At 40.2% G+C, this 12,966-nt stretch carries 9 protein-coding genes; 5 read left to right on the top strand and 4 right to left on the bottom strand.

Annotated elements, in window-relative coordinates; genetic code table 11:
* Positions 1-198 precede the first annotated feature (198 nt).
* Positions 199-1,059 (bottom strand): 3'(2'),5'-bisphosphate nucleotidase CysQ family protein, encoded by an 861-nt coding sequence (locus tag ACWATR_RS13425; RefSeq protein ID WP_460332945.1) that lies wholly within the window; start codon positions 1,057-1,059, stop codon positions 199-201.
* A gap of 162 nt (positions 1,060-1,221) precedes the next feature.
* Entirely contained in the window at positions 1,222-2,115 is an 894-nt protein-coding gene (locus ACWATR_RS13420) for a sugar kinase (RefSeq protein ID WP_460332942.1), read from the bottom strand.
* Positions 2,116-2,236: 121 nt separating this feature from the next.
* Here ACWATR_RS13420 and rsmI point away from each other — a divergent pair, with 121 nt between their 5' ends.
* From rsmI to ACWATR_RS13395, 5 genes are all read left to right on the top strand, one after another.
* Positions 2,237-3,097: a 16S rRNA (cytidine(1402)-2'-O)-methyltransferase gene (rsmI, locus tag ACWATR_RS13415; protein WP_460332939.1), complete on the top strand. Its 861-nt coding sequence runs from the start codon at positions 2,237-2,239 to the stop codon at positions 3,095-3,097.
* A 181-nt stretch (positions 3,098-3,278) separates the two neighbouring features.
* Positions 3,279-4,766, top strand: coding sequence for an ArnT family glycosyltransferase (locus tag ACWATR_RS13410; protein ID WP_460332936.1), 1,488 nt, complete (start codon positions 3,279-3,281; stop codon positions 4,764-4,766).
* A 585-nt stretch (positions 4,767-5,351) separates the two neighbouring features.
* The gene (locus ACWATR_RS13405) at positions 5,352-5,630 is read left to right on the top strand and encodes a GlsB/YeaQ/YmgE family stress response membrane protein (protein WP_181932300.1); all 279 of its coding nucleotides are present in this window, start codon (positions 5,352-5,354) and stop codon (positions 5,628-5,630) included.
* 58 nt (positions 5,631-5,688) lie between these two features.
* Complete coding sequence (locus ACWATR_RS13400; protein ID WP_460332933.1) at positions 5,689-6,600, top strand: hypothetical protein; 912 nt, start codon at positions 5,689-5,691, stop codon at positions 6,598-6,600.
* A gap of 547 nt (positions 6,601-7,147) precedes the next feature.
* The gene (locus tag ACWATR_RS13395) at positions 7,148-10,792 is read left to right on the top strand and encodes a response regulator (RefSeq protein ID WP_460332930.1); all 3,645 of its coding nucleotides are present in this window, start codon (positions 7,148-7,150) and stop codon (positions 10,790-10,792) included.
* A gap of 79 nt (positions 10,793-10,871) precedes the next feature.
* On the opposite strand, the gene ACWATR_RS13390 is transcribed toward ACWATR_RS13395, so the two are convergent.
* Together ACWATR_RS13390 and ACWATR_RS13385 are read right to left on the bottom strand one after the other, a co-directional pair.
* Positions 10,872-12,287 carry a lysophospholipid acyltransferase family protein gene (locus tag ACWATR_RS13390; RefSeq protein ID WP_460332927.1) on the bottom strand — a complete coding sequence of 472 codons (1,416 nt, stop codon included), beginning with the start codon at positions 12,285-12,287 and terminating at the stop codon, positions 10,872-10,874.
* 113 nt (positions 12,288-12,400) lie between these two features.
* Positions 12,401-12,862: a DUF2127 domain-containing protein gene (locus ACWATR_RS13385; protein WP_460332924.1), complete on the bottom strand. Its 462-nt coding sequence runs from the start codon at positions 12,860-12,862 to the stop codon at positions 12,401-12,403.
* Positions 12,863-12,966: the final 104 nt, after the last annotated feature.

Raw genomic sequence — 12,966 nt, 5'->3', positions numbered from 1 at the left:
TGGCTTTTGTTGCTTGTACTATAAAAGTTACACTTTTAACAGGAAATCGGAATTAACTAGCGATCGCCTAGGTATATAGTGTTTTGAAAATTAAGCTGTGGACTAAGAGGTAAAGATTATTATCGGTAGTGGAGCTAATCATACCATAACTAACTGTTTTAAAAGCAAATTCCAAAATATTCATCCTGAAGTACCCTGTTAGCTATGGTCAAACTGCGCTAAAATCCCTTCTGCTTTCTTACACAGTAATTCGTGATATTCACCGTTACTAGCGAACAAACCTCCCCATTGATTGATATCACCGGTGTTATACTGCAACGGAGCGCCGTCAAAGTGGGTAAATTTACCACCTGCTTCGGTTAATATCAGTTCTGGGGCTGCCATATCCCAATCTTTGGGCGCAGACTTGCCGGAAAGAGAAATGTAGATATCTGCCTGTTGCTCGACAATAGTGGCGATTTTGCAGCCTACACTACCCACAGATTTATGATTTTGACAGGGTAAGTGTTGTAGTAAGTAATCTAAGCGTTGGTTGCGGTGAGAGCGACTAACTACTAAGGTTAAATCCTCAACTCTTTTACCTGATGACACTTGCAAAGGAACAGATTCACCACGGGTTTCTACAAATGTACCCCCGCCTTTGGTAGCGTAATATAATTTTTCAGCCTCTGGTACTGCCACCACTGCCAACACTGGACGCGTTTCCTTAACTAAAGCAATGTGAACCGCATAATCTCCAGTTTTTTCGATAAAGTCTCGTGTGCCATCCAAAGGGTCAATTATCCATACCCAAGGGGCGGAAGACTTTGCCCCTGTGCTTGGCGATTGATAGGTTTCTTCACTGATGTAAGCAAAATCTTCATTACCCAAACTTGCTTGTAGCTTCTGCAAAATGTATTGACTCACAGCTACATCGGCAACGGTGACAGGTTCATTTTGTTTATATTGAACTTCTAAGTCAGGGTCTTTTGCAGTGCCGTGGTAATACGATCGCAGTATATCTGCTGCGCCCCAACCTACCTCACGAGCGATCGCTAATATTTCTTGTAAGTCTTTCATTAAATTTGGCCTATCTAAAAATATGTATAACGTGATTAAGGGCGCACAGCGATACCTAGTTTAACTAATTACGAATTACGTTAGCGTAGCGGTAGCGAGTCCGCGATAGCAAAGCGTTAGCGACGCAGGAGCGTCGCGTCATTACGAATTACGAATTACGAATTATCTTAAATTCATCCAGCGTCGGGTGCCAAAAAATTTACAGGAATCAGCAGCAATATTAGCTGCCAGTGCCAGCGCATCAATAAAACTTTCCCTTAAAATGTAATGACAGAAAGCACCGTGGAAAATATCTCCAGCCCCTAATGTATCAACCGCTTGAATCTGCGGCACATCTACGATACCAGTTTTAGTGCAACTCAAGTATTCAATTGGTTTTTGTCCGTGGGTAATGGCAATATAAGGAATGTCAAATCCACCGAGATAGCTAAAAACGTCTTCTCCAGTCTGGCAGTTCGGGGGATAAAAATTAGCTGAACAGATGGCATAATCTACAAATGGCAGAATTTGCTCAAATCCAGGCTTCCAACTACCACCATCAATTACTACTGGGATATTCTTAGCTTTAGCCATTTGGGCTATGGAATAACTAATCGCCATCTGATGTCCATCAATGAGGACGATATCGACATTTTGCAAAATATCTGGCGGGATAGATGCGGTGCTGGCTTGAGTTTTGACAGCATTGATGGAAACCACCGCTCGTTCACCTGTGGTTTGGGTGACAATAATTGAGGAAACAGGCGGTGCTAAATCAGTGGTAGGCTCAAGGTCTGCGATCGCGACTTTGTAATTTGCCAAGTCACCTCGAATTAGCTGCGTCATTGGGTGAGAACCCACTATACCCAAGACTGTGGCCTGACTTCCTAAATAATTGAAGGTTACAGCCGCGTTTGTTGCTGGGCCCCCTGCCGCTACAGTATAGTCAGTAGCGACAATCTTCTGATTATTCTGAGGAGGGGAGTCAGCAAGGTAGATTAAATCTAAGGTTATTAAACCTACAAATAACCCACGATCCGATTTTTGATTTTGAATTTTGGATTTTAGATTATCCATTTCTCATAATATGTTTCGTAATTATTTGTAATTCTTGTACAGACGCGATTCATCGCGTCTCTCCTATCTCTTCTGCAAAGACGCGATGAATCGCGTCTCTACAAAATCCTAATTTTCCCTCATGCAAACTGATCCAAAACCAGGAACACTTTATGTTGTCGGTACACCAATTGGCAACCTGGAAGATATAACCTTTCGGGCGGTGCGAATTTTGCAGACTGTGGATATCATTGCTGCGGAAGACACCCGTCACACGGGAAAACTGCTACAGCATTTTCAAGTTAAAACTCCCCAGGTGAGTTACCACGAACATAATCGTACCAGCCGCATCCCAGAATTATTAGAGCATTTAGTTAACAATAAAGCGATCGCTCTGGTGAGTGATGCTGGGATGCCGGGAATTTCTGATCCGGGATATGAACTGGTGAAAGCCTGTATTGAGGCGGGAATCCCAGTAGTTCCCATTCCTGGCGCTAGTGCAGCAATTACCGCTTTGAGTGCAGCTGGATTACCAACGGATCGGTTTGTTTTTGAAGGCTTTCTCCCAGCTAAAACTCAACAGAGACAAGAACATTTAGAATCTCTGCAAACAGAATCTCGGACATTGATTTTCTATGAATCGCCCCATCGATTGCGAGATACTTTGCGTGACTTAGCTTTTGTTTGGGGAAGCGATCGCCAAATTGTGCTAGGGCGAGAGTTGACTAAATTGTATGAGGAATTTTGGCGGGGGACAATTGGCGATGCGATCGCTCACTACAGCCAACGAGAACCCCAAGGTGAATATACATTAGTAGTGGCAGGAATTCCAGCGACTCAGCCCCAATTGACAGAAGAGGAACTGAAAGCCGAATTGAGACAGTTAATTAGTCAGGGAATATCGCGATCGCAAGCTAGTCGTCAATTAGCAAAATTTACCTCCCTTCCCCGTCGCCAACTCTATCAACTAGCTCTTTCTTTAGTTGTTTCTCCTGAATCTTAAATATCTAATACCGCTTTTTAAACTTCAGTTTTGTAAGTAATTGAATATTTTTTTGCTTACTTGTTTTAATAAAACCATATTAAAAATACTAGCATTTCAATTTTAACTTTCCTTTTCAATATTAAATTGCTGGTTTTTCTTTTCTGGGTCTCTGCCAAACTTTCACAAAATAACTGGTTATATGCAAAATAATCTGATTATAAACAGCTTCCAAAAATCGCCAATCTTTTTTTTGTTAACTTTAGCTATAGCTATCAGATTTTATAACATAAATTCGCCCATTATCGGTATTCATTCCTGGCGTCAGTCAGATACAGCAGCAATAGCCAGAAATTTTTATGAAAATGGTTTTAATTTATTTTATCCTCAAATTGATTGGGGAGGTAATTCTCCTGGCTATTGTGAAACCGAGTTTCCAATTTATTCGTTTATCGTTGCTCTTATTTACAAAGTTTTTGGAGTTTCAGAATTTTGGGGTAGACTATTGTCAATTATTTGTTTTTTGGTAGCATCCTACTTCCTATATCAATTTGTTAGCAAGATTCTAGATAAGAAAGTTGCATTTTGGTCTTGCTTATTTTTTATAATTCTACCTTTGAATACTTATTACAGTAGAACTTTTCAGCCAGAGTCCATGCTGTTGATGTGTTCAATTCTCGGCATCTACTATTTTACTAGTTGGCTTGAATCAGAAAAATGGCAATATTTAATTTTATCGGGTAGCTTTGTAGCTTTGGCTTGTCTAATCAAAGTCTTACCAATAATATATTTAGGAATTCCACTTTTTTACTTAGCATTGACTAAATTTGGCATCAAAGTTTTTTCTCAATTATCTCTGTGGATTTATAGCATATTGATCCTAGCATCTGTAGTTTTATGGTATTACCATGCTCATCAACTGTTCTTAGAATATGGTAATACTTTTGGCTTTTGGTCAGGCTCAACAAATAGGTATAACTACAATATTGTACTTACCTTACATTTTTGGACAGAAATATTATTTAGAACTGCTGTTAGGCATTTTGCTATTTTTGGCTTACCCATATTTTTACTAGGATTGTTCATTACTAGAACAAGTTCAAAAGAATATGTATTAGATATTTGGTTAGTTTCAGTAATTTTAACTTGGATTTTAGTACCAGTTACTAGTCTAGTGCATGAATATTACCAACTCCAATTTATGCTCCCAGGAGTGATATTTATGGGTAAAGCTTGTAGTCAATACTTCGATAAAAATTCTCAAAAAGTGAATCACAGAAAAATTATATTAGTATTATTGTGTCTAACTTTAGCTGCTGGATCTGTCATTTATAGTATTGATTATATGCTCAAAGAAAGAATAGATAAATCGGCTGTTTTTCAACTGGCACAGCAAGTAAAACAAAATACTAAACCTGATTCGCTAATAATTGCTACTACAGGAAGTGATCCAACATTACTCTATTTATCACATCGTAAAGGATGGCTGGTTAACCACAGTGATGTAACTGAAGAAAATATCTTATATAGAGTAAATTTAGGAGCTAAGTATTTAGTAGGAAGCTTTAATTTTGTGGAAAGCTATAATTTTGTTGTGAATGATAATCAAAAGCAAAAAGTTAATAATTTTATCAATAAACATCCTAATATTCTCAAAGATCCTATGAACTTTATCGTTAAATTACCATGAATTAGACAGCTCTTAAAAAGAATACAAAATACAGAATTTATAACAAAAAAATGGGGATAACCTCTGCCGTAAGCAAGCTATAGACATTTGTATAGCTAATACAGAAATTGGATTGCTAGTACAACATGGCGAAAATAAACCAATCATTCCAAATCAACGAAACCCTTATGCTGTATTCATTTTTAATTTTTAATTTTTAATTTTTAATTCCGCCTTGCGGTACTAGTAGCTTCCGAATTCTCTATGGCTTCCGTAACCCAACGCCAGTCCGCTCAAGTCGGGAAACCCACCTACGCGGCTGGCTCCCCTACATATACTTAGATTTTTTCAGAAATCAAATCGAATTGCTCAAAAACTTAGTACATATTTGTCTAGCGTTATTTCTTATACAAGTAATATTAGGAATCCAATCGAGTTCCTAATCGTTTCTAATATTTATCGCTAAATACGACATAATGAATATTCAAATGATATCTAAAGATTTTTGATATTAGTTCTCTAGATAGATCGGAAATTTTGCAGGTAAACTTTAAGATGAAATAGTCAAAAGTAAACAAAGTAGGTTCTCACGAAGGAGAAATTCACATGACTAACATTATTGCTTGGCTGGTTTTGGGTTTAATTGCAGGTGCATTAGCTAAGTTATTTTATCCAGGAACTCAAGGTGGTGGTATTCTCTCCACAATTGTATTAGGAATTCTTGGAGCCGTAGTTGGGGGTTATTTGGGTCAAGCTTTGCTAGGTAGTAGTTCAGCCGCCGCTGCATCTGTAGGAGCATTATCTCTAGGAAGCATCTTATTTGCGGTTCTTGGTGCTATGCTACTGATTTTCCTTTGGGGTTTACTGAGTCGTCGAGCTGTGTAATTAGCTCAAATTAACAAACAGTTTTGGGAATCACTTCTAGCTGCAATAAACCGATAAAATGACATTAGAAAAAGAGCGAAGAACTATAGGAGTTTTCGCTAGATGTTCGGATGCACAATTGGTACTTCAGGAACTAAAAACTTCTAGTTTTCCAATGCATAAAGTTTCTGTAATTGCACGGAATGCAGAAGAAGAAAGTGATATTGCTGGTGTTGATGTTAAAAAGCGCACTGGCAATACATCTGAAGAAAATGCTGCTGGAGCCTTTACTAGTAGTACTTTAGGCGGTCTTGATGGTTTAGTATCCGGTCTAGCTCTCTGGGCAATCCCTGGTATAGGCTCAGTCATGCTAGCCGGAGCAGATGCAACTGCGATCGCTACTACTTTAACAGGTGGTTTGCCTAGTATTTTGCTAAGTTTAGGGATTTCTGAAAATCAAGCACAGGGTTATAGCGATCTTGTCTGTAAAGGTTACTATTTAGTCATAGTAACCGGCATAGATATAGAAATTCGTATTGCTAAGAGAATTTTTAATCGCTGTGATATTCAACAGTGGGGTGTTTCTGAGGCATACTCGACCCCAAATAGCCGCTATAAACACGCAGTTGGTGTTTTTTATACACACCAAGATGCAGAAAGAGCGCTGACTGAACTGAGAACCGCTGGCTTTCCCATGAGTCAAGTATTAATAGTTGCTGAAAACACAAGCTATCTAAGTGATATTTTTGAGGGAAATGTTAGCAGTTCCCAAGATAACCATACTACTTTAGGAATTCCTGATGATCTAGCCAGATATTATGAGCATCAGGTGAGTCTGGGGCATTACTTAGTAGTCATAAAAGGCACTGATATCTACATAGCAGGTGCAAGAGCTATTTTAGAGAGTAACAAGATCCAACATTTTAGTATCTATAGCCAATCTGAACTTGATGTGACTAGAAGCGATCGCCAGGTTATTACGAACTTATAGTTAAACGTAAAGTTAATATCAATATGTTTAATGATATATCGTGATTATGCATATTTTTGAAAGAAATAGCATAAATACATTTATTGTAAAATAAATTACATTTTCTGTAACTATAGTTTGCCTTATGACACCTTTACCCTTCTACGAGAATATCCATTTGTGATAACTGAAGTTAAGGCTGATCTGTATAGTGATGTACAATGGCATTGATGTAATATCAAACCACAAAAGCCGCTATATTTAGCTAGACTTTGTAGAGATTGCATTTTAATAAACTTAATTTTTACTATCCGGCTGTTTTATTTTAATATCCAGCCTTTTTATTAAGCGCGAAATTTGTTTAACCATCACAATAAAATATTAAATAGGTGTTGATTTTTTGATAAAAATATCATGTCAACATAAAACCTAAGCGACAAGATGGTAGTCTTCGAGTAAAATAATATCTGTTTCAAATAGTAAAATAGTAGTTTCATAACCAATCCTACCCATTTCTGGTTCTGAACCTATTTCCATTTCTATAAGATTTGAATACCTGCCTGGAATAATGTTGAATCGTTTGAAGATTGGAACCAAAATTGGAATAAGTTTTGCCCTGAGTTTGGCCACTCTGACTACTATTGGTCTAATCTCCTACTATAGCACCAATGAGTTAATTGAAACTTCGAGCAAAGAAAACCATACCTACGAGGTGTTGAGTCAGCTTGAAGACCTCAACTTACAACTTACAACTGCTGAGACTGGGCAGCGCGGTTACATTATTACTGGAGAAAAGCGCTATTTAGAACCTTATAACGCTGCTCTTGAATCCCTAAATCAAAAAATCAAGGAACTTCAAAATTTAATAGCAGATAATCCTAACCAACAAAATCGGCTTGATATTTTGCAGCCATTGGTAACGCAGAGAATGGCTGTAATGAAAGATATCATTGAAATACGGCAAAGCCAGGGTTTAGAAGCTACCCAAAAAGCTGTTTTGACAGACGAGGGTAAGCGGCTAATGGATCAAATCCAGAAAGTTATTCAGGCGATGAAAACTGAGGAGACTGCACTGCTGAAACAGCGCTCTGAGAAGGCACAAGAAGCTGCCCAGCAAACCCTTGGTAGTATTGTCTATAGTATTCCCTTATTTTCCGTAATCTTAGCTTTAATTGGATTTTCCCTGACCAGACATATCTCAGTACCGCTGAAACGAGTTTCTGATTTGGCAGAAAAAATGGCGGATGGAGATTTATCGGTAAGTTTACCAGATAGCGATCGCCAGGATGAAATTGGTGTGTTAACGCGCACCTTCAACCAGATGATTATTAATCTGCAAAACACAACTAAAAAAAATGAGGAGCAAAACTGGCTAAAGTCTAATTTGGCTGAATTTACCCAGATGCTCCAAGGACAGCGAAATCTGGAAAATGTATCTAGCCTCATCTTGTCGCATTTAGCACCACTGGTTGGGGCATCCCAGGGCGTTTTTTATGTGATGGACTCCATAAACGACCAGCCAATGCTGAAGTTATTGAGTAGTTATGCTTATAAAGCCCGTAAAAACTTGGCAAATCAGTTTCGCTTGGGCGAAGGATTGGTGGGACAATCCGCTCTCGAAAAACAAAGAATCCTCCTCACAGAAGTTCCTAGTGACTATATCCGCATCAGTTCTGGTTTGGGAGAAGCACCGCCACTAAATATTATTGTGTTGCCCATACTATTTGAAACGCAAGTAAATGCCGTAATTGAACTTGCCTCTTTTGGGCCTTTTAACGAGTTGCACCTGAAATTTCTAGAGCAATTGAGTGAAATTCTTGGTGTATTTTTAAATAATATCGCTTCCCAAGTGCAAACCCAACAACTACTTGAAGAATCTGTTGCTTTAACAGAAGAACTGCAAAGCCAGCAAGAAGAACTACAGCAGAGCAATCAACGCTTAGAAGAACAGGCGCACGAGTTAGAAGAATCACAATTTCTTGTCAAGCAGTCTAACGAAGAATTGCAACAACTAAATGAGGAATTAGAAGAAAAAGCAGAATTGTTAGAAGTGCAAAATCGGGAAGTTGCCCGCAAGAACCAAGAAGTTGAGCGGGCGAGAAAGTCTTTGGAAGAAAAAGCTGAACAACTGGCGTTGTCTTCCAAATATAAGTCAGAATTTCTCGCCAATATGTCCCACGAACTGCGGACACCGTTAAATAGCCTGTTAATTTTAGCAAGGCTGCTAGCAGATAACTCTCTTAACAACTTGACCGACAAACAAGTAGAGTACAGCCGGACTATTTACTCGGCTGGAAACGATTTGCTGGAGTTAATTAATGACATTCTAGATTTGGCAAAAATTGAGTCGGGTACTATGTTGCTCGATATTGAGCAAATTGCTTTAGTAGATTTGCAGACATCTCTAGAGCAGACTTTCCGGCAACTTGCTCACAATAAAGAACTCAGTTTTACTATTGAATTAGATGAGAAGTTACCACCAACAATTTATAACGACTCCAAACGCCTGCAACAAGTGCTGAAAAATCTTCTAGCTAACGCCTTTAAGTTTACAGAACAGGGAGGCGTGAAGTTACAAATTAGCATGGCAGATGAGGCCGCCCAAGTTGATAATTCTATGATTGCTTTTGCCGTTAGCGACACGGGTATAGGCATCCCAGCCGAAAAGCAGAAGATTATTTTCGAGGCATTTCAGCAAGCAGATGGCACTACCAGCCGCAAGTATGGGGGAACTGGCTTGGGCTTGTCTATCAGCCGCGAATTGGCTCAACTGTTGGGTGGGAGAATTGAACTAATCAGCCAACCGGGACAGGGAAGCACCTTCACCCTCTACTTGCCCAGGCGACAGGAAAAGAATGCTAAAAATACTCTCACCACACCACCCCCTGAGCCAACTACCTCTATTAGTACAGCATCGACCATAAAAGAAGTGCCAATGGTTGAAAAAAGCTCCCCAAAATTAGATACTTCGGCATCCGCTAAAGTACTTACCACCTTACCAAGCGAAATTCCAGATGATCGGGAAATAATTCAACCAGGCGATCGCGTTTTGCTAATTATTGAGGATGATGATAAATTCGCCCGCATCTTACTAGATATGTCACGTGAGCAGGGTTTTAAAACCATTGTTGCTTTACACAGCAAACAAGGTCTAGCACTAGCGGAACAGTTTAAACCCAATGCGATTATGCTAGATATCCACATGCCAGAGATGGATGGTTGGACGGTGTTGGATCGTCTCAAGCATAAACCAGATACCAGACATATACCAGTACACATACTTTCTGTTGATGAAAGACAGCAACGGGGATTACATCTAGGGGCGATTACCTATCTACAAAAACCTGTTTCTCCAGAAGCGCTAACTCAGGTATTGACTGAGATTAAAGGCTTTATTGAGCGTCAGGTGAAAAATCTCCTCATCGTAGAAGATGACCCCGTACAAGCTCAAAGCATTATCGAACTGATTGGTAATGGCGATGTTCAAAGTACAGCAGTGGGTACGGGAGCAGAAGCCCTTTCGATTTTGCGATCGCACCATTTTGATTGTATGGTGTTGGATCTGGGTCTGCCCGATATGAGCGGCTTTACACTAATTGAGCAGATAAAACTTGAACCCAGGCTTTTGAAACTGCCGATTATCGTTTACACCGGCAAAGAACTCAGCCGCCAAGAAGAAACCCAACTGCGGGGGCTAGCAGAGACAATTATTATTAAAAATGTGCGATCGCCAGAGCGGTTGTTAGACGAAACTGCCCTATTCTTACATCGAGTGCAAGCAAATTTGCCGCCACCAAAGCGTCAAATGCTAGAGCAATTACATCAAACTGACCCGGTGTTGGCTAATCGGAAAATTTTGATTGTAGATGATGATCTGCGAAATATTTTTGCCCTCACCAGCTTTTTAGAAAGCTATCAAATGCAAGTGCTATTTGCCGAAAATGGCAGGGATGGCATAGAGAAGCTGCAAACTAATCCTGAGATTAATATAGTTTTGATGGATATCATGATGCCGGAAATGGATGGTTACGAAACCACCCGCGCCATCCGCCAGCAACAACAGTTTCGTTCCTTACCAATAATTGCTTTAACTGCCAAAGCTATGCCAGGCGACAAGGAAAAGTGCATCCAAGCTGGAGCCTCTGACTACATCACCAAACCTGTAGATACTGAGCAACTGCTTTCACTACTCCGAGTTTGGCTGTATCGGTGAGGAAGTAGGCAATAGGGTTCGGTTAAAGGGGAAAGGGGAAAGGGGAAAGGTTTTAAATACATCCTTTACCCCTTAACCCTTAACCTTTTCCCACAATCATCTTCTCCAAAGCAACCTGTAAATCTTTTGTCAAATCGCTCACAGCTTGTCTAGACGCGAGGCGATCGCCCTGACAATCGCGAAAGCGTTCCGTAACTAAAATTGGCTCCCCCACGGTGATTTGTGCCTCTCGCAAACCTAACCGAGGTCGTCCCGGAAGCGTTGTATCTTGAATTCGGGAAAGCATATCGAATATAAGCAAAGCTGTTTCCGCAAACCGTTCCGTCGTCGGTTGTTCCTGAATATAGGTAGCTGTGACTGCAACAAAACTTTCCACTATCCGCATGTGCCGCATTCGCAAGTCTGCTTCCTCTGCAATCCAGTCTGCTAAACCGCGTTTAAAGGGTACTAAAGCATTAATATCTGGCAAATCTTCCCGATAAATGTAATTCCAGCCAGCTTCTTCCAAGCGGCGACAGCGGTCAATAAAATTACCCTGCGCCTGAACTCCAAAATATTGCTCGGTAACTTGTAATGCCTTATCTAGTAAGCGATGCAGTCGGGCAATTAATACCTGATTGGGAGTAGCAGATTCATCAATTGAGGTGGTTTTTGGGATGTCTTGATGATAGAAACGACGATAAAACTCCTCCATCTCGGTAATCAGATATTCAGCTAACCTACAGAGGCGTTGATAGTAAATCTCTTCGTGATTACCCGAATCAATTTCCTTTACTGGTAAGCCACTATCAGCTTCCAACTTACTCAACAACCAATCCAGTTTAGACCAAGGTGGCTCGGCGTAACGATATTGGATAGCGATCGGCAAAATGATCACAGTCTCAGTCCGATTAGCTTTTTGCAAGTCTTCTACACACCAGAACCCCATTTGAGCAACACCTGGTTCCAGTGGGCTAACAATACCACTATGACCATTAGTACCGCCTTCGGGAGCCACTGCGATCGGTAATTCGCCGTTAGCAAACAACTCTCGTGCAGTTTGGATAGCTTGCCTATCTAGTCGCCTACCGCGATGAACCGGCACACCTCCCAGCCGAGAGAACAACCAACCTAGCCATTTTCCAGCCCAAACCGTCATCCCCCGATCATAAAGAAAATAGCTGTGAACCAGGGATTGTAGTGTAATACCTTCCTGACGAGCGACTTGTGGCACAATGCGAGAAAGCAAATACAGCATACAGAGGGGATCTTCCACCTCTGGGTGGCGAAATGCCAACAAAAAGCGAATTTTTCCAGCCTGGAATTGTTGATAAAGTTCAGCTAATACCTCAACATTCGTGGCTTCAATCTTGACAATTCCAGCTGGTAGCCAAGGGCGAGTGCGAAACCGTAGTGCGATCGGCAATAACCACCGAACAATCTGGAGTACCAGCGGGTTCAATCGTTGGGGAATAAATTTCAGTGGTGGTTGAGTAGAGTGAATCGATCTAGGCAAGTCGCTCTCCAGATTGTATTTTTAGCGATTGTACAACGTGGGGTCTTAGTTTTGTGTAAACCTGGAGCTTCTTAAAAGAGTGGGCGTGTTTCTCTTGGACTAATGACTAATAACTAATGACTCCGCGCAGTAGTTTGATGTTTAGGAAAATTTCGGAATAAATAGCCAAACACAGCTAAGTTCAACACAAAAACAAACATTTTTATAGGAGAGATACCCTGAATTAATTCATAAATTTCTGGTGGAATACTGATACCGACAAGTCCCAATACCAAGACATGGGCCCAACGTTTTTCGTACCATAAACCAATGGCTTCAATAGTGGTAACAATAGCATATATTCCTGTTCCAATACCGCTAAATGCCAAGGTTCGGGGATTTAAGTTAATAACTTTCTTTAAAAGCCAATCAATAATCATCGATTTACCTTCTAAAACATAATTTTCTGAAAAAGCCTCTAGAGTTTGATAATTTTTTAATGTCAATAATAAAGCGATCGAAGTAATCATAAGCAGCAAAGCGGCAAATGATTTGTAGAGAACAATTGCGACTAATCCCAATGGACGCTTTTTCAAACAACCCCCTAAGTATAGATAAATCCAAATTTGATTCCTGCAAGCCGCACACTCGTGACTTCAAGTCATGAGTTAGGCGTTCCATATTCTGTTAAAATTAACAT

This window comes from Nostoc sp. UIC 10890, assembly GCF_054786515.1.
This window is presented reverse-complemented; position numbering and strand designations above follow the sequence as displayed.